Below are 23,529 nucleotides of genomic sequence, written 5' to 3'. Positions count from 1 at the left end.
ATTACCACTCATGAAATATACTACCCAATGGCTTACTGATAAAGCCCGTATCAAGGAACTCGTAGACTTTTTTATTACCCATAAGACAGATTCTTATATTTCCCATGGCGAAATGATGTCCGGCAGAGCTATTGATTCTCATCATTGGAATCCTGATCTTGAAGTAATTCTGACGGAACAGCTCATTACTGATTTTAATTCCGATGGCAGTTCCAAACTGAATATTCTGATTGCTGAAAATGAGAATGGAGAAATTGTGGGAATGATGGTTTTCAATGTAATCAACAGTCCGTTTAAAAAGTATGCGATTCTGGAGGATATGCTTCTGGATCAGTCTGTAAGAGGCCAGTCTCTTGGAAGTAGACTTTTGGAGAAAGCCATTCACGAGTCTAAAAGCTGGAATATCAGTTTTATTTTACTGGAAAGCGGAGTCAACAATCACGGTGCTCACAATTTTTTCAGCAGATATGGTTTCAAAAAAGTATCAGAGAGTTATATTTTAACAATTTAAATCAGATGATGTAAAGAGATATCTGTTTCAATAGACAATTAACTGAGATTCTTCACTACATTCCATTTCTTTCAGAATGACATATCTAAGGTAAATGTCTCAAACAATAGCCATCTTTCACAATGTATGTTTTCAAAAAAATAAACCTTATGAACACCATTTCAATCATCGGAGCAGGAATCGGCGGACTTACCCTCGGAAATGTACTGAAACAGCATCAGTATGATTTTACCATCTACGAATCTGCCCCGGAAATAAAACCTGTAGGCGCCGGAATTATGATGGCCGTCAATGCAATGCAGGTTTTTGACCGTTTGGGTTTAAAAGAAAAAATTGAAAATGCGGGTAATAAAATTCACAGAATTGTTATCGCTGATGAATCTCTGAGAACGATTTCAAAAACAGAAATTTTAGACCTGGAAACTCAGTACAACTCTTGCAATGTTGCTATTCACCGGGCTGAACTTCAGAAAATTCTGGCGGAAAATTTAAATCCCGGTTCTATACATCTGAACCATTCATTACAAAAAATAAGAAAAGAGGAAAACTATATTTTAGATTTTGAAAATGGAAACCAGATTGAAAGTAAAATTGTTTTTGGGGCAGACGGCATAAAATCTCCTATCCGAAACATGATCTTAAAAACCGGAACAATCCGAAACTCAGGCCAAAAATGCTGGCGTGGTCTGGTGGATTTCCACTTACCTGAGAAACACCATCAGGAAGCTTTTGAGGTGTGGGGAAAAGGAAAACGGTTCGGTTTCGTAAAAATTTCTGATAAAAAAGTCTACTGGTACGCCTGTGTCAATGAAAAAAGTTTTGGCAGATATCAGAGAATTGCGGAAATTTTTCATGATTTTGATCCTTTGGTTTTACAACTTATTGAGGCTACGGCCAATGAAAATATTATTTGTAATATCATATCAGACCTCGCTCCTATTCCACAATGGCATACTGAAAACCTCTGCCTGATTGGAGATGCAGCCCACGCAACGACACCTAATATGGGACAGGGTGCCTGCCAGGCGATTGAAGATGCTTATATCATTGGAAAGCTGCTGGAAAAGAATACTGACTTCAATACAATTTTCGGAAAGTTTCAAAATATCAGACGAAAGAAAGTAGATTATATTGTCAATACAAGCCGCAGCATCGGAAAGGTTTCTCAATGGGAAAGAGGAAATTCAATACGAAATTTTCTGATAGGACTGATTCCTGAAAGCATGAATCAAAAAATGGCAAAAAAAATTATAGAACTGGAAATGTAGAGTTTATAATCATAAGAAAAGATAAAATTGTAAAAATTATATTCGATGTATTAATAACAACTAAAAATTAAAAACATGAAAAAAATCTTTTATGTATTGCTCTTACTGATAGGAGTTCATGCTGCACAAGCACAGGAGGTTCCGTTACTGGACAGGGGTTTATTTTTTGGTAACCCTGAAATTGCCGGAGGACAGCTGAGCCCGGATGGAAAATGGATTTCATTTATGAAAGAATATGGCGGTATCATGAATATATGGGTAAAAAAAATTGATGAGCCCTTTGAAAAAGCCCGCCCATTAACAGACAGCAAACGCCCAATGAGTGGCTACTTCTGGACAGAAGACGGAAAATATATTCTATATGTAAAAGATAGTAATGGTGATGAAAACATGAATATTTTTGCAGTAGATCCCATGGCTAAAGCAAAGAATGGAGTTCCGGAATCAAGGAATTTAACTCCGCTTAAGGAAGTAACTGCAAATATTTATCTGGCAAGCAGAAAAGATCCTGACTTGCTGATGATTGGGCTGAATAATCGGGATAAAGCATGGCATGATTTATATTCATTGAAAATTTCTACAGGAGAACTGAAAAAGATTTACGAGAATACAGACCGTATCACAAGCTATAATTTTGACTGGGATGAAAAACTGAGAGTACTGTCGAAAACTGATGATAAAGGAACCACACAGTTCTTTTACAAAGAAGGAGATAAACTTACTCCTATTTACGAAACACTGGTAACGGAAAATGCTTATATCTCAAACTGGAATGAAGATAATTCTAAGTTTTATCTGGTGACCAATAAAGGAGATCTTGACAAGTCTGCATTATTCCTGATGGATCCCAAAACCAAGCAAATCACCAAAGTAGAAAGCGATCCTAAAGATAAAGTAGATTTTGGAGGACTGTTTCTGGACAGAAATACCAGAAAGATGATCTACACCTCTTACACCGGAGATAAAACAGAGTACTACTGGAAAGACAAAACGTGGGAAGAAAATTATAAATTTTTGCAAAGTAAGTTTCCTGGAAGAGAAGTTAATTTTTCAAGCTCTACCAATGATTATTCTAAATCCTTAGTTGCCGTTGGAGGAGCTCAATATGCTTCTGAAGCCTATTTCTTTGATGCAAAGACAAAACAGCTGATTTTCCAGTATACCCCAAGAACAGAATTGAAAAAAGTTGAAAAATACCTGGCTGCCATGACTCCTGTTTCTTATAAAAGCAGTGACGGACTTGAAATTCCGGCATACCTGACCTTACCTGTAGGTTCATCCGGTAAAAATGTACCTGTAGTTGTTCTCGTTCATGGAGGTCCGAAAGGTCCAAGAGATTATTGGGGATACAATTCAACCGTACAGTTTCTAGCCAACAGAGGATATGCTGTACTGCAACCCAACTTCAGAGCGAGTGGCGGATATGGTAAAAAGTTCCAGAATGGCGGAGATCTTCAGTGGGGAAAACTGATGCAGGATGATATCACGTGGGGCGTTAAATACCTTATTGATCAGGGAATTGCAGACAAAAATAAAGTAGTAATTATGGGAGGAAGCTACGGTGGATATGCAACACTGGCCGGTTTAGCATTCACTCCGGATGTATATGCTGCAGGAGTAGATATTGTAGGGCCAAGCAACCTCTTTACTTTATTGGATTCTGTCCCTGCTTACTGGGAAGCCGCCCGTGCCTTCCTTTACGGGATGGTAGGTGATCCTAAAACTGAAGAAGGAAAAAAACGTATGCATGATGCCAGCCCGTTATTCAGTGTAGATAAGATCAACAAGCCATTATTGATTGTTCAGGGAGCTAATGATCCAAGAGTAAAGCAGGCTGAAGCGGATCAGATTGTCATTGCACTACGCGATAAAGGTAAAAAGGTAAATTACATTCTTGCTGATGATGAAGGCCACGGATTCCGTAAGCCGGTTAACAGCATGGCGATGTATGCTGAAACCGAGAAATTCCTTGCTGAAGTAATCGGTGGAAGATATCAGAAAGAGATGCCCGATAATGTGGCAAAACGTCTGAAGGAAATGACGGTGGATATTTCAAAAGTGACCTATACACCAAAAAGCGAAAAAACTGTAGGAACTACTAAATAAAAGTATTTATATTAATTATAGAAAGCCACTTCATTTTATGAGGTGGTTTTGTTTTTAAACAAATAGATTAATCAACACATAATCTTACAACTTATAAGAATAATATTATCTTTCTCAAGATTTTTAATTAATTTAATCACAAAATAAACAACAAAAATACTATTAATTTGAAATAATTTAAATTTAAACAAACAATAATTGTTAATAATATAAAATACCCATAACATTGTTTCCAGATTGCAATCTAAAACATTTTATTATTTATTAAAAATTAAAATTTTAACGATGAAAAAAATTATCTTTATTGTTGCCTTTGGTGCAGCTGGACTTATGAGTGCTAAAAATACTACTGCTAAAAAAGTAATTAAAAAAGCTGAAACTATTGAGAAAAAAGCTGTAAACCATAGTAAAGTTTCTCAAAAGACAAAAGCTATTTTTTATAACTGGATTCAAGTAATATCTCCGTGTGGAGCTGTTTATTATTTAGAAGCTAGTGATTATGATAGCGTGGGTGATTTTACTGATGATGTAATTTACTTTAATGCGCAAAAGTGCGGAACATCTTATCCTCTAGCATAACGAATTATAAATAAGGCGGATAGAAGTAATCCGTCTTAAATTTTAACAAAAAACAAATAGAATGAAATTTATAGTTGTATTATCAGTTACATTTATCAGCTTTATTAAAGGGCAGGATACTAAATTTCCTGATAATTTTACACTTCAAGCTCCTAAGTACCAAGTGAAAATCTATGAAAAAAGTAATCTAAATATTTATTATCAGGTCAAGTTTTCTGATAACATCAATGTTCCTGAAAGCAAGAAGGAAGCACTTTGTATCTTACAATTAGGAAATAGCCATTCTAAATTTAGTGACAATAAGGGTGTCCAACAAGATTCAATATCTGAAAAATTTAGTCATCAGGAAAGAATTGGAGGAAAAGAAATTAACCAACTACTTAAAGTTCGAGAAATATGGTCAAATATTATCTTTAAAAATAAATTAACAGATAGCTTAATTATACAGGATAAAGCCAAAAATAAGTATCAATATAATGAAAAAATACCTTTTTTTACTTGGACTATGAGTGAAGAGAGAAAAAAAATCCTTAATTATGAGTGTAAAAAGGCAACAACACGATATAGAGGTAGAGATTATACGGCTTGGTATACAGATAAAATACCTATTAGTAATGGGCCTTATGTTTTTGGTGGATTGCCTGGTTTAATACTTGAAATTGAAGATAATAAAAAATATTTCCATTTTGAAGCAATTGCAGTTGATCAAAAACCTACTGATATTTATTTACGTAATGATAAAAGCATATTCAAAGTAAGCAGAGATAAATTTAGAATGATTCAGCAATCATATTATGATAATCCTGGATTTTTTCATGGTAAAGTTTATAATGGTGATGGTAGCCAAATGCCAATAAAATCTAATCCTCTCCCTTATAACCCTATTGAATTAGAGTAAATAAAGAATCAATCTGTAAGATCAAAATATTAATGTACTTAAATTTAAAAAGCAACTCTGAATAAACAAACCATCTCACTTTCACGAGATGGCTTTTGTTTTTAAGTTCTTATTTTTCCTTTTCAGCCTGCGTCAGCTCTATCCAATGAACTATTTCTTCTATCTGTTTTTCGGAAAGTTTCGCTTCCGGATGAAGATAAGTATAAGAAGTAAGCGGCATTTTCTTCTGCTGTATTTGATTCACAATAGATTCTAATTTATTCGTCTGTTTACGACGGCTGTAACTCCCCCATTCATTAAAATTCAATTCTTCTTTTCCTTTTTTAATATGTTTTTCAAGATAATAACTTAAAGGCTGTATATAAGAATAAAATGGATAATGAGTAGAATTGCTGTGACAGTCATAGCAGGAATTTCTAAGAACAGACTGCACATTCGCAGGAAGTTTGTAAACCTTTGAGATATCTGTAGAAGGAACCTGCCCGTAATCAATATTACGGGCAGGCTGAATAATCTGAATAAGTAAAAAAATTAGAACAAACCCTAGCAATATGTTTTTCATGTGTCGGTTCATCACTTTTTACTATTTTAAAATACTTTTTTTATAGATCCGCAGTTAATCATTTTCTGTCCTTCATATGGATTGATAATCTCTTTCGATTCACTGATCCAGGTTCCGCCTTTTCCATTATTGTACATTGGACAGAAGTCCTGGTATAATTTTAGTCCGCCAGTTCCCTTCTCTTTTATTAAATCGGTAATATCATTACTCAGGGATAGCAAATGTTCTCTCTGATGAGCTATATCATCAGATTTTTCTCCGATATGCTCTGCATTTTCTGCTGCACTTTCTACAATATCATGCAACTCAGAATTGCTTTTTGCATCGGTTTTACTGATATCTATTTTCTTTAATATAGAAAACAGACTTTTAGCCGCATCGGAAGCTTTTTTAGAATCATCCTGAGCCAGGGCATTTTTTAGAGGAAGGTAACCTTTGATAATTTGCTGAATCGGAAAAGCGGAAAGCTCGCCGGTTTCTTTTTTACTTTCTTCCGGGCTTTCTTTTACCTCCTGATTTGAGATTTCTGCAGGTTCAGTTTTGCCCGTCGTTTTAATTTCCGGTTCCGCTTTCTTCTCAGATATTTTACTGTCGGGTTTATTACAAGAGTATAGTGTAGCTCCCACAAAAAGTACGGTTATTATATTTTTCATTGTTTCTTAAATAATATGGTTAAAAAAATTAATACGTTAAAGTAACACCTGCACCCCAGCCCATTTCATTATCATAGTTTCCGGAAACGGATAACCATTTTTGAAGAATATACCTCATTCCTGTTGAGAATTCACCGTCAGAATTGACGCTGAAGTTTCCTCTCAGTCTTCTTGAAAGTGGAATATCCTCACGGCTCAGTTCTAACAGTACTTTTCCGTTTTGATCCACACTTGCATCAGCTGTAATCAACATCGGAAGTACATATTGCATACCTACCATGAATGCAAATTTGTTTTTAGAAGCTTTCTGCTGTCCAAACCATGTTTTTTTACCATGAAAATCCATACCCATATCTTCTGCCATCTGCCTTTCCATGATCTCGTGATTTTTTTGAACCCTGACTCCTGCATAAGGAAGCGCCCATTGGAATTTTCCTAAGAAGCGTCCTACTTTTGCACTTCCTTCAAAATGATCAAAATTCCAGTTGGAGTGAAACTCATTCAGGTTAGCCCATCTCGGCCCGAACATCGTCATCGTTTCTGCATGGATCTTATTGCTTGCTACATCCAGCATCGCCATAGAACTGGTCATTTTATTATCCTGTATAAAGTTCTTCCAGGCTAATTTTCTGTTCGGAAGCTGTGGATTGGGTTTAGAGTTTTCATAACTGAAGATTCTTCCCATTCCTGCCATCATATGGTATAAGATATGGCAGTGGAAAAACCAGTCACCATCCTGATTGGCAGCGAATTCTATCGTTACGGTTTCCATTGGCATGATATCTACCACATTTTTCAATGGAGAATATTCCCCTTTTGAATTGATCAATCTGAAATCATGACCGTGAAGGTGCATCGGGTGGCGCATCATAGAATTATTATATAGTTTAATTCTGACAATCTCTCCTTTTTTGATCAGGATTTTATCTGTTTCCGTTACGGTTTTATTATCCAGCGTCCACAGATAATGGTTCATATTCCCCTCAAGCGTAAATTTCATTTCACGGATGCTGTCTGTAGGAAGAATGGTTTTTTCAGGAGATTTTAAAATATTGTAAGACAATCTTTTAATGGTTTTCTCTACTCCCATATCCATTCCTGAATGTTGAGAATGATCCTCTTTCTTATCTTTTTTCGTCTTCACTCCCATCATCTCATTGATATGCTTTGCTGTAGTTTTTCTTTGATTTTCAGATAATTCCGGGTACATTACTTCGTTCATATCCATCATCTGGTTTCCCATCGTCATGGTCATAGGCTTCATATTTCCGCTCATTTCCATCATACCGTTCATCATTTTCATTCCTTCAAAAAGCATCAGCCTTGGAAGATTGGGAGCTTCTACCTTCTCACCTGAACCCAGCCAAAGGGAAGCATGTCCTATTCTGTCTTCTGAAGTCGCTCTGAATTCAAAACTTTTATTCTCCGGAATCGTGACTTCAATATCATAGGTTTCTGAAACCCCAACAATCAAACGGTCAACTTCTGTCGGAACTACATCATTTCCATCATTTCCGACTACTTTTATCTTTCCGCCTCCGTAATTCAGCCAGAAATAGGTAGATGAACCTCCGTTGGCCACTCTTAATCTTACTTTGTCTCCAGGCTTTAGATTGGAATAATCTGAACTTGGAGTTCCATTGATCAGGAATTTATCATAATAGACATCACTCACATCCATCGCCTCCATTCTTTTCCATTCATTCAATGCTTTTGTCCCTAAATTTCCGGACTTAATGGCTTCCCAGTAACTCTGTACTGCATTTTTCTTTACAGCATACCAATCTGTATTGGCCATGTGAAGCCTTCTTGCAATCTGCATCGGATCATCATCACTCCAATCTCCCAGCAATACCGGAATCTCTGCATTATATTCTGTTTTGGGTTCACCTTCTCTTTTTTTGAAAACCAAAATTCCATTCATTCCTATCTGCTCCTGAAGTGCTTCGTGGGAATGATACCAATATGTCCCATTTTGGGAAACTCTGAATTTATATAAGTGGGTTTCTCCAGGCGTTACAGGTTTTGTCGTAAGGTATGGAACTCCGTCATGTTCATTCGGAAGAATTACTCCATGCCAGTGCAATCCGGTATTTTCCTTAAGCATATTGTGCAGGTAAATTTCGGCAGTATCTCCTTCAGTGAAATATAAAGTAGGAGCCTGAAGTTTCCCGTTGATCGCAATTGCTCTCCTGTTTTTTCCGGTGAAATTGACAATGGTGTCTTTTACATACAGATCATAACGAACCGTTTTCCCACCGAAAGTAATTCTTCCGTTTTCGGAGTTACGTTTTAAAACAGATTTTTCTTCTTTGGGACTTTCAGTCTGCGAATGGGAATGATCTTCTTTCTCTATCAGATCCATCCCGCATTTAGGACATTTTCCCGGTTTATCCGAAACTACTTCAGGATGCATCGGGCATGTATAAGTAGTTTCAGCTTTAGCTGATGATACAACTTTTTTTTCTGGCTGAACAGAAGGCTTTATTACTTTTGTTTGCTCAACCTTAGTTGTTTCTTTTGCTTTATTTGCCTTATTTATTTTTATTTCTGCAGGTTTTGCCTTGGTTTCTGTTTTAGCTGCAGGTCTCGCTTCCGGCTTTACAACGGCTGCCTTTTTAACCAGAGTCATTCCGCATTTCGGGCAGTCCCCAGGTTTTGAGGACACCACTTCAGCGTGCATCGGACAGGTATAATACGTTTTTGTATTTTGTGCGAAAGTAAAAACAGAGAATAACAGCACCAGAAACATTATCAGTTTTTTCATAATATTTCAAAGTTTTTAGAAGTTGTAAAACTTAAAGTCAATTATAACTTAAGCTATACAACTTATTATTTTAAAGAATAATAGACTAATTATTTAATCTCTGACTTTACGCTTCCGCATGAAAGCATAGACTTTCCGTAGTATGGGTTAGCAATCTGTTTTTCATCGCTCAACCAGCTGCCATCTGCCATTGGGCAATATTGTACATAAACTGGATTTTCAGAAAGTTTGAACTCCTTGGTTAAAGCGATCATATTGTCTGAAAGGTTGAGGAAAGTTTCTCTTTGGGCAGTAACATTTCTTGCTTCGGAAATAACAGAAGCATCTTTTCTAAGAACATTAAGATTCCCTTCCGAAACCATTTTATAGTCAATGGTGGAAGCTGTTTTAATGAATTCTGTTGCAGCTTTTGAAGTTTTGTCAGCATCATCTGAAGCGAGTGCTGATTTGATTGCGATATAGTTCTGATACAGCTTAGAAACCTGAGCATCCTTTTTAGATTGTGCTGATAGTGAGATAACTGAGAATATAGATAAGGCTGCTGTGATGATATATTTTTTCATTGTTTTAAATTTTAGAATTAATTTTTAATAAAGAATAATGGTAACGCATCAGGAATATGCGTCAGGACATGTCGCCTGTAACTGTACATGGTAATGATACAGAAAACGACAGACGGATTCTAAATTCTAAAATTACAATGATTGATGTAGATTGGGACCGGCTGGTATTCAGGCGGTGCATTGATCTGGATTTGAGTGAATTTGGTTGCTGAAAAAGACTTATCAATAACAGCAAACTGATGTTCCACAGGAATTTCTGAAATATGGCCTAAAAAATCAATTTTAAGCAAATCTGATTTCTGGGAATCATCTACTTTTACTACTTTGATCTCTGTTTTGCAGCATCCTTTTTTGTCTTTAACACCGCATTTAGCACAGATACCATCTGTTTTCTGGCTTACAGAAACAAATTCCTTCATGCAATAATGAATGCTAAAAGCTGCTCCGGAAGAAAACCCGAAGTAGAAAATAGAAAACAATATGGCAAGAATCTTTTTCATTGATAGGACAAAGATAAAAATATCTCTGATACCTTTGTTATAAAATTTGGTAATGTTGTTATAAAATTCGGGTAAATAAAAAAGCTTCCGAAAATTTCCGAAAGCTTTTATTGTATTTTTTGATTTCAATTCTATAGCTTGAATTCCAGTTTCACATTAAAGAAACGTCCTGTAAGACGTACCGGAACAGGATACATATAATTACTGTTATAATCAGTGATCCATTGGTTCGCTACCGTGTTGTTGATGTTGAATGCGTTGAAAACCTGAACTCCTAATGTCAGCTCCTCAAAATTACCCCAGAATCCTGATCTCTTATTTTTTTCTTTCGGATCAATGAATACTTTTGTCAGTCCCAAATCTACTCTTTTATAAGAAGGAAGCGTCTGCTGATAATTATAAGCTGCATTAAAATCCGGCTGCCCGTTACTGTTGAATAGCACAGGAGCGCCTGTCGGCAATCCCATAGCATAGACCAAAGTAAGATTCACGCGCATAGACGGAAAGCTTGGCATATAATCCTGGTAGAACATAGCAAATCTCAATCTCTGATCTGTAGGTCTCGGAATATCTCCCCTTCCATCGATATTCTCATACACTCTTGCATAACTCGCAGATAACCATGAATCTACACCTGGCACAAATTCTCCGAATAATCTTGTATCAATACCGTAGGCATATCCTTTGGAATTATTCTGCCCTGAATAACGAATCCTTACATTATCCATATAATATGGAATCAGGTTATCCATTTTCTTATAATAAAGTTCCGTAGTCAGCTTAAAGGGTCTGTCATACATCTGGAACTCATAATCGTTGGCAAGAATCACCTGGATAGAACGCTGCGATTTTATATTAGAGTTAAAATTACCGTCTAAATCTTTAATCTCTTTATAGAAAGGAGACTGATAATAGATTCCCCCTGAAATTTTGAATAACATATCGCTGTCCCAATCCGGTTTAATGGCGAACTGAGCTCTTGGAGAGAATATTGTTTCTTTATTAAAACTCCAGTTGGCTACACGCACTCCCGCATTCACGAATACTTTACTGGCTCCCCAGTAGAACTTTTGTGAATACTGTGCATAGGCAGAAAGCCTTGTAGGTTCAATATTATTTTGTCCGGCAATATAGTAAGCAAGTTTAAGATCTCCAGTAGTTCCGGTTCTCGGATCAATCACTTCCGGCCTCGGGATGCTGTATCCTGCAGAATCTACCAATTTCCATTCATTGGTAAGATCTTTCAGATTTTCTTTTTCATATTTAAATCCAAACTCAAAATCAGTATTTACATTAGGAGAAAATTTCGCTCTGAACTGTGTTCCGTATGTTCTTACAAATAAATCATTTCTTGCATGCTCAATCTGACCTCCAACATCAAAAGATGTCACAGGCTGCTGTGTCACAGGATCAAAGGTCTGAAGCTCATACGCAGACTGTATTGTATAATATTCTCTTTCTCTGTTCTGATAGGCAAAGGCATCCAATGTAAGCTTCCATTTATCTGTTGGCTTATAGTTCATGGAAAATGTACCCATCATATTTTTATACTGGTCATTTTCTTTACCTCCATAGCCTATATTCACCGTAATAGGCTGCTGAAGACTTCCGAACGTAACACTTTTTGCTCTTGGAATCATCTCATAATCATTCTTGGAATAATATCCGATGAATGACATCGTGAATTTATCACTCACGTGATAATTCAGATAAGACTGGAAATCCCAATACGTTGGATTAAAATCCGTATCTTCTTTTAAGGTGTTAAGAACAAGATTGGTATTTCTGTATCTACCGGAAAATAGGGCTGTAAATTTTTTATTTTTGGAAGCCAGACCTGTTGTTAATCTACCTCCAATTAAACTGGCCTCTCCCGAAAGTTCAAATTTTTCAGGTTCACGGTAATAAATATTTAAAGCAGAAGACATTTTATCACCATACTTGGCTTCAAATCCACCTGCAGAAAAATTCACTGCAGAAACCATATCCGGATTGATAATACTCATTCCCTCCTGTTGAGAATTTCTGATCAGGAAAGGTCTGTAGATCTCAATATCATTAATGTAGATAAGGTTTTCGTCATAGTTTCCACCACGAACCATATATTGTGAAGACAGCTCGGTATTGGAGTTTACGGAAGGTAGTGTTTTAAGCAATCCTTCAATTCCTCCATTAATAGAAGCTACTGATTTCGCTTCTTTCGCTGAAATTCTTACGTTGGTAAGGTCATTGGTTCTTCCTGTTGCTTTTTTCTGGAAGACAACTTCCTCTATATCGGTTACTCTAGTGGTCGCTGTATCCTTTTTTCTTTGTTGGGAGAAAATCAGAAACGGGACCATAAGGCTTAGCGGTAAAACTAGTTTTTTCAAAAGAAATGTTTTAGAATTTCTAAAATTAATGTTTTTTTAACAATTACAAAATCGATTCTCTAATTCTTGTCAATTTTTGTAACAAATCTTCTAATAAATCTAATCTTAACATGTTGGCACCATCAGATAAAGCCGTTTCCGGTGTAGGGTGTGTTTCTATGAAAATTCCGTCTGCACCTACTGCAATTCCTGCTTTGGCAACGGTTTCAATAAGATCCGGTCTTCCACCTGTAACCCCTGAGTTCTGATTAGGCTGCTGCAGAGAGTGGGTAACATCTAAAATTACAGGAGCATATTCTCTCATCGTAGGAATTCCTCTGTAATCCACGATAAGGTCTGTATATCCGAAAGAATTCCCTCTTTCAATAATGGCTACCTTCTGGTTATCAGAATCAGTCACTTTCTGAACAGCAAACTTCATGGCTTCCGGTGAAAGGAACTGTCCTTTTTTCAGGGTAACACATTTTCCTGTTTTTGCTGCTGCGATTAATAAATCAGTTTGACGTACAAGGAATGCTGGAATCTGCAGAACATCTACATATTGTGCTGCCAGCGCTGCATGTTCATTTTCATGAATGTCTGTTGTTGTAGGAATATTGAACGTCTCTCCTACTTTTTTAAGGATTTCAAGAGATTTCTCTTCACCAATAGTTGTGAAAGAATCTACACGGCTTCTGTTTGCTTTTTTGAAACTTCCTTTGAAAATATAAGGAATATTATATTTATCTGTGATATTGATTACTTTTTCAGCAATTCTTAATGCCATATCTTCCCCTTCAATAATACAAGGTCCGGCAATAAGGAAAAAGTTCTTTGAATCTTTGTGCGAAATATTATCTAAATACTGAATCATTTTGTTGTAATTAAAAAGTTCAGTAAAAATACTGAGAAAGTTTCACAAATGGAAATTATTTGTAGGGTTTAGGGTTTAGGGTTTAGGGTTTAGGGTTTAGGGTTTAGGGTTTAGGGTTTAGGGTTTAGGGTTTAGGGTTTAGGGTTTAGGGTTTAGGGTTTAGGGTTTAGGGTTTAGGGTTTAGGGTTTAGGGTTTAGGGTTTAGGGTTTAGGGTTTAGGGTTTAGGGTTTAGGGTTTAGGGTTTAGGGTTTAGGGTTTAGGGTTTAGGGTTTAGGGAAAGTTAAGATGGAAAACTTGAATACAATGTTTTCTTTAATGAATTGTTCATTAAATTTTTACTATAGAATAGATTCCTACGGAATCACAACCATGCATTTTATTCATTCCTTATAAAAAAGTCTGTGCAAATCTGTGCAATCTGTGGGCTAACCTATTACATTTAATCCATAAGAATTCAATAGGAACGGGCTTTAGCCCGTTTAATAAAAATAAAATACTCAATTGGCTTTAGCCAAAACCTAAAATAAGCAGAAAATATTTTAATTCATCTTTTTCAAAACCTTCTCAAACGTATTCACATTCCTGCTGGTAAACTGATCTTTAAGACTTTTTTTACCCAGTACTTTTCCAAAGGTAGAATCTAAGGTATTGCCCTTCGGCACCTGCCAGTAAAATATATCATTGATAATCTCTGCCTTTTCATTTTCTGCCTGTGCAGCTTTCTGAAACTCCTCCATCAGAACTTTTTCCACCCCTGGAATTCCTACAAAACCATAAATATGAAGTTCATCATTCTTTTCAAAAGGAATACTGTTCCAGAACACCTCAGTTTCTTCCTGAGATTTTACAAACAAAAAGGCTTCATAAGAAAAATGTTCTGACATTGCCTTTTCCAGAATCACTTTTAAATCCTGAGTCTTTTTATCGGAAGAAAATACAATATTTCCGGAAGCCAGTATTGAACTCACGTCTTTCATTCCGGCATCTTTAAAAACCTGGCAGACATCAGCCATTTTCATATTGGTTCCTTTTACGTTGACGCCGCGGAGAAAAGCACAGTATTTCATTTTTTTCAGGGATTAGGTTTTAGGTAATAGGTTGTCAGTTTGAGAGTTTGAGAGTTTGAGAGTTTGAGAGTTTGAGAGTGAAAAAGTTATAAGAACTTCTTATTTTTTTATCTTTAAATGCTTAAATTTTTCAATCTTTTAATCAATTCTAATGTACAAATTATAGTCTGTTCCTGAAGGTTTCAGGTGGTAAATTTTTTCTAAAATCTTATTGTCACTTTTCAGATGATCTTTCACTCTGAATTCTTTCAAAAGCCTATAATGGGTTTTATAATATTCTGAATTTGCCGTATTTCCTTCGTACAGATTCTGGTAAGAAAGAAGATATTTAGGCTTTCTTGTCTTTACGGTATTGATCCAGTAATTTACTTTGTCCTTTTTAATCTCTTCCTGAATTTGCTTATCTACCAATCCAACCTCATCAATCGTTTTTAATCCTGAAAAATAAGGAACATAACCAGCTGGTTCAAGCAAGATCCATTGATTTTTATCTTTTTCATATTGATGTAAAAATGTACCAATTGTTCTGCGGTAGTTCCATTCCCCGTTTCCTGTTGCAATACAGTGAACAGTCTGGAAAACAAGCATTGGGAAAATATAAAATATAATCAGTAATGACAGCCATAGATTTCTCTTTTCTTTCTGTTCCAATACAAAAATAAGAATAGGAACAAAAAGCAAAAGCTGTGGCACCCAGTAATACCAGTCGAACAAGCTTTTCTGAGAAATAAAGATCATTTGTTTTGCCCATCCGAAAAGAAAAATAATCCACAAAAAGTAGTTTCGCTTCTCTCGTTGTCTGATGAGATAAATAAAGCAAAGCAGTTCAAAAATCAAGACTACAATGGTGAGAGGATTAAAATCTCCCGGAACTTTCAGCATTCCCCAGAAGTTTCCGAAGCTTTTGAAAAAATATCCGATATGCTGCTGGATCGTAAAGTTCTCGCTATAAAGAAGTTTTTTTGCTGTAATGGTATTATTAACCAGTTCGCCAAAGTAAAACCAGTTGAAAGCAACCGTAGCTAAGACTCCAAGAGCTCCCCCAAAAATATAATTCCAACTGATCTTTTTATTCCAGAACAGATCTACAAGAAAGACAATTCCCAGGAATATTACCGTATCAATTCTTGTAAACATGATTAAAACGGGAAGAAGTGTCAGTACCCATTTTTTTCCTTTATGGAAACCATAATACAACAATGCCATCTCGAGGAAAAACAGAATTCCGTACTCCATTCCGAGAATTGAAATCTTAATAGATGGCGGCAAAATACCGATCAGAAATATAAAGATAGCTTTATGCCAGGGATTTTTAAGAACCAGATGAGAAAGCAATAAAGTTCCTATCGTAAACAGGATGGAATTGAAAATCAAAAGAGGTTCAATAAAGTTTTCTTTTCCAAAAACAAGGTTGAAAATATAAGATACAAAGACATACAGATGGGTTGTAGAAGCAGAAATCTTAGTATCTCCGTTGAAGCCGATTACTCCATAGTCCAACAGGTTCTGGGCAACCCTCCAGGTAATAAATGCATCTTCCTGAATATAGTGCGTTAATAAAAAAAGAAGTTTAAAAAGAACCGTAGCTATTACGGCATAGATTGGGAATTTGCTATTTTGTGTTTCGGACATTATGTATTTTTACTTTCACAAATATAACCTTAAAATTCAGGATTCCCAATAATAAAAAAACGGAACCGAAGTTCCGTTTTAAAGTATTTTATTTTGTTGCTTTGATAATCGCAGTGGTAATTTGATTTTCCTTTTCTTTTGAATAAGTGGAATCATAAGGCTCCATGACATCAAATAAGTACTGGTAGAATGGCGTGATCTGCTGAACATTTTCAGACTCTTTCATCGCCTTATCTCTGCCCATTTCCTGAAGATCTTTGATAAATACATTGAACTTCTTATCAATCGGCTCTATGGATTTTACCAGATAAGCATACGCTTTTTCTTTCTGTCCGATCTTAGTATAAGCATCTGTTACTGCTGAAACAACAAGAGAATATTCCATAGGTTTTGTTCTCATTTGTCTTCTCAGGTAGCTTTGGTCTGCTTTGGAAAGGCTTAAATAATAATCATACTCTTCAAAGATTCCTTTTTTAAGTACTTCAGCAATCTGAAGACCTTTCTGCTCCTGGCCTGCAATAATGTATCCCGATACAATTGAACTTAACGAACGAGGATCATTATATTTCTCTGCAGGAATTTCTTTTGCCGCAAGATCCAGAATTTCTATTGCTTTAGCTTTCTGTCCGCTTAATGCAAGTGCGGAAGCCGCTCTGCTTGCTGACATTCTGTAGCTGATGATATTGGAAGTAGCCGTTTCATCAAAATGGGCATTTAAGTTTTTGAAGTTCCCCCATCTGAAGCTTTTCACTACATTATAAAGAGAATTAGCATCTACTCTTCCCATATCACCATCTGCCGTTGGAGGCGTTTGGATAGGGATTAACCTGTAACTGAATCCGTCAAACTGAAGGTAATCGTTCAGATAGAAAATATTTTCGCTGTCATAAATACCTCCTGATGAGAAGTTGATTGGACGCTTCCAGTCGAAGTTCGCCAAAAGATCCATCAGGATAAGGTTGTTCTTATAAAGCGTGTTTCCTTTGTAAGTAATCATAATCTGATTGGCTACGTTTGGAAGATCTTCTTTATTGATGATGCCTGCTTTTAGAGCATTTTCTTTATTGACAGGAAGAATAAATTTGTTTACCGGAAGGATATTATATTTTTCAAATTTCTCTTCCCCGAAGTACATTTTTAATAATTCGTCTTTTTCAGGAGATTTGAATTTAATGAATTCAATCGCTTGTTTCAATGTTAAAGAATCCTGAGTAAGATATTTTCTGAAAGACTGGAATTCTGTTTCCGGAGCTCCCTGTTCTTTCAACATAGAGAAAACACCTTCCCAATCTTCCTTCTTCATCATATAGATCTGGTCATTTACTCCATCTCTGTAATCATCGTGTGTCAACTCGCTAGGAATACCCATAGCGTTGTAAGTTCTTCTTTTTACCTGATCCAGATTCCATGGTGTTGAAGCAAGGGTAAAGTTTACCACCTTCACATCGTCTCTGAACTGCTCTGTTTCCTGAATAGCCCAAACCGGATAAGTATCATTATCGCCGTACACGAAAAGGATATCGTTTTTCGGTAATGATTTTAAAACGGAATATGCATAATCATAAGCCGTATATCTGTTGCTTCTGTCATGAACATTGTAGTTCTGGAAGCCCATCATGAAAGGAACACCTAATAAAACCACTCCTAAAGCGATGTTCGCCCCGTTTGATTTTATTTTAGACTGTAAGAACCATAAGATTGCTCCGGCTCCCAAACCAATCCAGATGGCAAATGCATAGAATGAACCTACCATTGCATAATCTCTTTCTCTCGGTTCAAAAGGTTTTACCCCTGTATAGAAAACAATTCCTACACTTGTTAAAATAAATAAAGATAATAGGGCATAGAATCTTCCGAAGTCTCTGTTTAACTGGAAAAAGAATCCAATCAAACCTAGGATTAACGGAAGGAAGAAGAATTTCACTGTACTTTCATTCTTGAATTTAGCAGGCATTTTATCCTGATTTCCAACTACAGCATTATCGATGAAAGGAATTCCGGAAATCCAGTTTCCTTTTGTGCTCTCCATATTTCCTTCAAGATCATTCTGTCTTCCTACGAAGTTCCACATCAGATATCTTACAAAGTAGTATCCGTTCTGGAAAGTAATAAAGTAATCCATATTCTGAAGTAATGAAGGCTTCTGAACATTGATTAAGTTATAAGGTTTTACTTTCAGATAATCTGAAGCAGTGATGGATTTATCTTCATATTTTGCTCTCAGCTCATCAAAGATCTGCTTAGCCTGTGGATTGTCTGCCACATCTTCGTTAGCATAATTGAAGGTAAAATCAGGAGCCCCATACATAGAAATATAGTTCGCCATTACATCCTTATCCTCATTAAACATTCTTGGCATTAAGCTTACCTGAGACTTGTTGAATACATAGTTGAAGCGGTCTCCGGTTTTTCTGTACGTTCCGGTTTTTTCATCTTTTTCGTAGATCTCTCCGGTTTTTTGTGTTTTAAAACTTCCGTCTTCATTCTTCTCAATTCCGTTAGCATCAAGGAATGCCGTGTAGTTTTGCCCGTAGATTGTAGGCCAGTCACCATACTGCTCTCTGTTATAATAATCCAGCATACCAATAGCCGTATCCGGATCATTAAGGTTCATTGGTGGATTTGCATTGGCTCTGATAGGAATAACCATCCAGCAAGAGAATCCGATCATCATGAAAACGACAGATAATGCAGCGGTCTGATAAATGTTTCTTTTGGCTTTTCTTGCATACTTAATTAAGAAATAGCAGATGGCTACCATCAGCACAAAAGCTACAATCGTTCCGGAGTGGAAAGGAAGTCCAAGACCATTCACGAAGAAAATTTCAAGTCTTCCGAACATGGTCATAATTAAAGGGAAGATAATTTTGAAAACAATAATCAAAATCCCCAGTGTAATAAGGTTTGCCCAGATAAAGTTTTTCCAGGTAAATTTGTAATTTCTTGCATAGTAAACCAAACACACTGCAGGAATCGCCAGCATACACATCATATGCACTCCCACAGAAAGTCCTAAAACAAAGAAAATAAGAATAATCCATCTTTCACTGTCTCCCGCTTTATACTCATTCTCCCATTTGGTAATCAACCAGACCAAAAGCGCGATAAACATTGAAGCCATAGAGTAAACCTCTCCTTCTACTGCCGAAAACCAGAATGTATCTGAGAACGTAAAGCAAAGTGCTCCTATTGCTCCGGCAAATAAAATAGAGATTTCCTGATGTTTTGTAATTTCTTCAAAATCTTTGTTTAGAAGTCTTCTCACAAAGTGTGTGATCGTCCAGAACAAAAATAAAATAGTCAGCGCACTGAACAATGCAGACATCGCGTTGATCACGATAGAATAGTTTTCGCCTTTCCCTAATGCAAAAATGGCTGCCACGGCACCCACTATCTGGAATAAAGCAGCTCCGGGAGCATGCGTTACTTCAAGTTTTACTGCAGAAGAAATGTACTCGCCACAATCCCAAAAACTGAAATTGGGTTCTATGGTGGACAAGTACGTGAAAAAAGCAATAACGAAAACCACCCATCCTGAAACGGTGTTCCATTGCCTAAAAGTCCAATTTTTCATAGTATTAAATCAATTATGCGAAAATAAGGCTTTTATCTTATTTTATGCGGGTTTTAACAAAATTTAAAAAATTTGGCGTAGTATTTGCGATTATACTGCTGTCAAAACTGAAAATACTAAAATTTTTTTTTACAAACTATGCCCTAGAAATCAAACAAAAGTTTAGTAATTATTTATTTTTTTGTATTTTTGCAGTCAGATTTTTATTGAAAATAACAAATAATGAGTAATGTTTACGATAATATTCTTGGCCTGATAGGACACACTCCGATGGTGAAGCTAAATACTGTTACAAAAGATATTCCAGCAACCGTTTACGCCAAGTTAGAATCATATAATCCTGGACATTCCACTAAAGACCGAATTGCACTTCATATTATAGAGAACGCAGAAAAGAAAGGCCTTTTAAAAGAAGATTCTGTAGTTGTAGAAACTACTTCCGGTAATACGGGGTTTTCTATTGCGATGGTATGTATCATTAAGGGATATAAATGTATTCTTGCAGTAAGTGATAAAACAAAACCGGAAAAAATTGCTTATCTGAAAGCGTTGGGTGCTGTGGTGTATATATGCCCGGCCAATGTACCGGCTGATGATCCGAGATCATACTATGAAGTAGCTAAAAGAATCGCTCAGGAAACTCCTAATTCTATTTACATCAATCAATATTTTAACGAGCTTAATATTGATGCACACTATCAGACTACAGGTCCTGAGATCTGGGAACAGACGAAAGGTAAGATCACTCACCTTTTTGCCTGCACCGGAACAGGGGGTACGCTGTCTGGTTCTGCCAAGTTTTTAAAAGAAAAGAACCCCGATATCAAAATCATCGGTGTAGATGCAGATGGTTCTATCCTTAAAAGCTATCACGAAACAGGAGAAATACACAAAGAAGATGTACATCCTTATCAGATTGAAGGAATGGGTAAAAACCTGATCCCTTCTGCCCTGCTTTTTGACAAGGTGGATGAGTTTGTAAGGGTAAATGATGAAATGTCCGCGTACAGAACCCGCGAAATTGCTTTGAAAGAAGCTATTATGGGCGGCTATACTACCGGAGCTGTAACACAGGGATTAATGCAGTATGCCCAGTCTCATGAGCTTACAGAAAATGACGTGGTTGTTTTAATATATCCTGACCATGGCTCCCGATACATCACTAAAGTATACAGTGATAAATGGATGGCCGAACAGGGATTTGTCAACAACTGTGTTCACAACTATGACGAAGTTTTCAAAACTGAGTTTATCAAATAAGAACGAATAAAATCACGATACAAATAAAGCCTTTTGCGTATTCTGACAAAAAAGGCTTTTTTACTTAAAAATTACGATACAATGTTGGATATTTTTGAAAGAATAAAAGAAAATCCAGGACCACTTGGACAATTTGCAGATTATGGTGAAGGCTATTTTATTTTCCCAAGATTAGAGGGACCCATCGGCCCTAGAATGCAGTTTCAGGGTAGAGAAGTAATTTTCTGGAGTGCTAATGACTATTTAGGGCTGTGTAATCATCCTGAAGTTATTGAAGCAGATGCAAAAGCGGCTGCAGAATACGGAATGTTCTATCCAATGGGAGCAAGAGCAATGTCTGGAGAAACAGATCAGCACCTTCAGCTGGAAAGAGAATTGGCAGACTTCGTACAAAAAGAATCAGCATACTTATTGAATTTCGGTTACCAGGGAATGGTTTCTACCATTGATGCTTTGGTAAGCAGAAATGATGTTATTGTTTATGATATGGATTCTCATGCCTGCATCGTGGATGGAGTAAGACTTCATGCCGGTAAAAGATTTACCTACAAGCATAACGATATGGAAAGTCTTGAGAAAAACCTTCAGAGAGCAACTAAGGTAGCTGAAGAAACTGGAGGAGGTATTCTTGTGATTACGGAAGGAGTTTTCGGAATGAGAGGTCAGCAGGGGAAAATTAAAGAAATTTGTGATCTTAAATCAAAATACCAGTTCAGATTATTGGTAGATGATGCTCATGGTTTCGGGACACTTGGTAAAACAGGTGCCGGTGTAGGTGAAGAGCAGGATTGTAACGATCAGATTGATGTATATTTCTCTACTTTTGCTAAATCAATGGCAGGTTTCGGAGCATTCCTTGCGGGTGACAAAGAAATCATCAGATATCTGAAATTCAACCTGAGATCACAAATCTTCGCAAAATCTCTTACAATGCCAATGGTAATCGGAGGATTGAAAAGACTGGAGCTATTGAGAACAAGACCTGAGATCAAAGCTAAACTTTGGGAGAATGTTTACAAACTTCAAAACGGACTTAAAGAAAGAGGATTCAACATTGGAGATACAAATACTTGTGTAACTCCGGTAATGATGCAGGGAACTCCGGTAGAGGCTACTCTATTGGTAAAAGATTTAAGAGAGAATTACGGTATTTTCACTTCTGTAGTGGTATATCCGGTCATTCCGAAGGGGATGATTCTTTTAAGACTGATTCCTACCGCTTCCCATACGGATTCAGAGATCAACGAAACTCTGGCAGCGTTTGAAGCAATTCATGACAAATTAGTAGGTGGCTACTACAAAGAGCAGGAACAAAAATTACTGCAGGAACAAGGATTAAGTTTTAAACCAATTTAATCTTAAAAATAAAAAAAGCCACTGATTGATTCAGTGGCTTTTTTGTTTAATAACTATAAAGCAAATGAAACTTAGAGGTTACACGTTGGGAATTCTGTCGGCTGTTTCTTATGGTCTGATTCCGATTTTTATTCTGCCTGTCAAACAGGCGCACTTTTCTATGGATATAACCTTGTTTTACAGGTTTTTCTTTTCAGCTTTAATGGTGGGTGGTTATCTGATTTATTCCCGGCAAAATTTCAGGCTCAATAAAAAAGAAACCCTTATATTGGCTATTCTGGGAATATGCTATGCGCTTTCTTCAGAGTTTCTGTTTCTGGGTTATGATTTTCTGACTCCAGGGATAGCATCTACCGTACTGTTTATATATCCAGTCATTGTAGCCTTGATTATGTTTTTCTTTTATAAGGAAAGGCTTACCCGGCTCTCAGTATTTTCATTACTTCTTGCCTTTGCAGGAGTTATTGTTTTATGCTTAAAAGGAAACGGATTAGAAATTAATTTTGCAGGTTTAGGAATTGTAATGCTAAGTTCTCTTTTTTATGCACTTTATATGGTTATTGTGAACAAGTCAAATCTGAAAGTATCAGGATTTAAGCTTACTTTTTTTTCCATGTTTTTCACTTCCATGTTTTTCATGACAAAAGCAATGATCGGACACGAATCATTTGCTATTCCTTCAATGTCTGTCTTTTTAAGTTTCCTTATTTTTGCATTTCTCACTACAGTTATCTCCAGTCTTTGTCTGGTGTATGCCATTAAATATATAGGTTCTACGCCTGTTGCAATCCTGGGTGCTTTGGAACCGGTAGTAGCAGTATTAATCAGTGTCTTGATATTTCATGAAAAATTCACCAATAACTTATTGATCGGGATAACACTAATCCTATTGGGAGTGACTTTAAATGTAATTACGGATCGTAAAAACCTGAACCACGCATAAATTATACTTTGGAATTCTTTAGTACCAGCATTTTTTTACTCGGCAGGAAATTTCAAAAATGATATAA

18 protein-coding genes are annotated in these 23,529 nt (G+C 36.4%); 8 read left to right on the top strand and 10 right to left on the bottom strand.

The features are described from left to right. Positions 1-10 precede the first annotated feature (10 nt). From JOE44_RS03385 to JOE44_RS03365, 5 genes are all read left to right on the top strand, one after another. Positions 11-511 (top strand): GNAT family N-acetyltransferase, encoded by a 501-nt coding sequence (locus JOE44_RS03385; RefSeq protein ID WP_209784331.1) that lies wholly within the window; start codon positions 11-13, stop codon positions 509-511. A 149-nt stretch (positions 512-660) separates the two neighbouring features. Beyond that, positions 661-1,779, top strand: coding sequence for an FAD-dependent monooxygenase (locus JOE44_RS03380; RefSeq protein ID WP_209784330.1), 1,119 nt, complete (start codon positions 661-663; stop codon positions 1,777-1,779). Between the two features lie 75 nt (positions 1,780-1,854). Further along, positions 1,855-3,885: a S9 family peptidase gene (locus tag JOE44_RS03375; RefSeq protein WP_209784329.1), complete on the top strand. Its 2,031-nt coding sequence runs from the start codon at positions 1,855-1,857 to the stop codon at positions 3,883-3,885. Between the two features lie 285 nt (positions 3,886-4,170). Next, on the top strand, positions 4,171-4,464 hold the full coding sequence (locus tag JOE44_RS03370; RefSeq protein WP_209784328.1) for a hypothetical protein: 294 nt from the start codon (positions 4,171-4,173) through the stop codon (positions 4,462-4,464). A 61-nt stretch (positions 4,465-4,525) separates the two neighbouring features. After that, positions 4,526-5,362, top strand: a complete 837-nt coding sequence (locus JOE44_RS03365) for a GLPGLI family protein (protein ID WP_209784327.1) — start codon at positions 4,526-4,528, stop codon at positions 5,360-5,362. A gap of 109 nt (positions 5,363-5,471) precedes the next feature. Here JOE44_RS03365 and JOE44_RS03360 read toward each other — a convergent pair whose 3' ends face one another. The 10 genes from JOE44_RS03360 to JOE44_RS03315 form a co-directional block, all read right to left on the bottom strand. Continuing rightward, the gene (locus JOE44_RS03360) at positions 5,472-5,924 is read right to left on the bottom strand and encodes a heme-binding domain-containing protein (RefSeq protein WP_309511930.1); all 453 of its coding nucleotides are present in this window, start codon (positions 5,922-5,924) and stop codon (positions 5,472-5,474) included. Positions 5,925-5,950: 26 nt separating this feature from the next. Beyond that, entirely contained in the window at positions 5,951-6,577 is a 627-nt protein-coding gene (locus JOE44_RS03355; protein ID WP_209784326.1) for a DUF3347 domain-containing protein, read from the bottom strand. Between the two features lie 28 nt (positions 6,578-6,605). Beyond that, complete coding sequence (locus JOE44_RS03350) at positions 6,606-9,344, bottom strand: multicopper oxidase domain-containing protein (protein ID WP_245169690.1); 2,739 nt, start codon at positions 9,342-9,344, stop codon at positions 6,606-6,608. Positions 9,345-9,433: 89 nt separating this feature from the next. Continuing rightward, positions 9,434-9,907, bottom strand: a complete 474-nt coding sequence (locus JOE44_RS03345) for a DUF3347 domain-containing protein (protein WP_047423157.1) — start codon at positions 9,905-9,907, stop codon at positions 9,434-9,436. A gap of 119 nt (positions 9,908-10,026) precedes the next feature. Next, positions 10,027-10,407, bottom strand: a complete 381-nt coding sequence (locus tag JOE44_RS03340) for a hypothetical protein (RefSeq protein WP_245169689.1) — start codon at positions 10,405-10,407, stop codon at positions 10,027-10,029. Between the two features lie 131 nt (positions 10,408-10,538). Continuing rightward, positions 10,539-12,776: a TonB-dependent receptor plug domain-containing protein gene (locus tag JOE44_RS03335; protein ID WP_209784325.1), complete on the bottom strand. Its 2,238-nt coding sequence runs from the start codon at positions 12,774-12,776 to the stop codon at positions 10,539-10,541. 43 nt (positions 12,777-12,819) lie between these two features. Further along, the gene (gene kdsA, locus JOE44_RS03330) at positions 12,820-13,629 is read right to left on the bottom strand and encodes a 3-deoxy-8-phosphooctulonate synthase (RefSeq protein ID WP_047385197.1); all 810 of its coding nucleotides are present in this window, start codon (positions 13,627-13,629) and stop codon (positions 12,820-12,822) included. 540 nt (positions 13,630-14,169) lie between these two features. Next, a complete protein-coding gene (locus JOE44_RS03325; RefSeq protein ID WP_209784324.1) occupies positions 14,170-14,697 on the bottom strand; it encodes a DUF1697 domain-containing protein in 528 nt (175 codons plus the stop codon). Between the two features lie 138 nt (positions 14,698-14,835). Next, on the bottom strand, positions 14,836-16,329 hold the full coding sequence (locus JOE44_RS03320; protein ID WP_209784323.1) for a hypothetical protein: 1,494 nt from the start codon (positions 16,327-16,329) through the stop codon (positions 14,836-14,838). 88 nt (positions 16,330-16,417) lie between these two features. Then, a complete protein-coding gene (locus JOE44_RS03315; RefSeq protein WP_209784322.1) occupies positions 16,418-19,903 on the bottom strand; it encodes a DUF2723 domain-containing protein in 3,486 nt (1,161 codons plus the stop codon). A 222-nt stretch (positions 19,904-20,125) separates the two neighbouring features. Here JOE44_RS03315 and JOE44_RS03310 point away from each other — a divergent pair, with 222 nt between their 5' ends. The 3 genes from JOE44_RS03310 to JOE44_RS03300 all read left to right on the top strand — a co-directional run bounded on the left by JOE44_RS03310 (position 20,126) and on the right by JOE44_RS03300 (position 23,462). Continuing rightward, positions 20,126-21,163, top strand: a complete 1,038-nt coding sequence (locus JOE44_RS03310) for a cysteine synthase family protein (RefSeq protein WP_209784321.1) — start codon at positions 20,126-20,128, stop codon at positions 21,161-21,163. Positions 21,164-21,247: 84 nt separating this feature from the next. Next, positions 21,248-22,519, top strand: a complete 1,272-nt coding sequence (locus JOE44_RS03305) for an aminotransferase class I/II-fold pyridoxal phosphate-dependent enzyme (RefSeq protein ID WP_209789067.1) — start codon at positions 21,248-21,250, stop codon at positions 22,517-22,519. A 64-nt stretch (positions 22,520-22,583) separates the two neighbouring features. Further along, positions 22,584-23,462, top strand: a complete 879-nt coding sequence (locus tag JOE44_RS03300) for a DMT family transporter (RefSeq protein ID WP_209784320.1) — start codon at positions 22,584-22,586, stop codon at positions 23,460-23,462. The last annotated feature ends 67 nt before the right edge of the window (positions 23,463-23,529 follow it).

The sequence above is a fragment of the Chryseobacterium sp. PvR013 genome (genome assembly GCF_017833095.1).
In the GTDB taxonomy this organism is placed as follows: domain Bacteria; phylum Bacteroidota; class Bacteroidia; order Flavobacteriales; family Weeksellaceae; genus Chryseobacterium; species Chryseobacterium culicis_A.
This window is presented reverse-complemented; position numbering and strand designations above follow the sequence as displayed.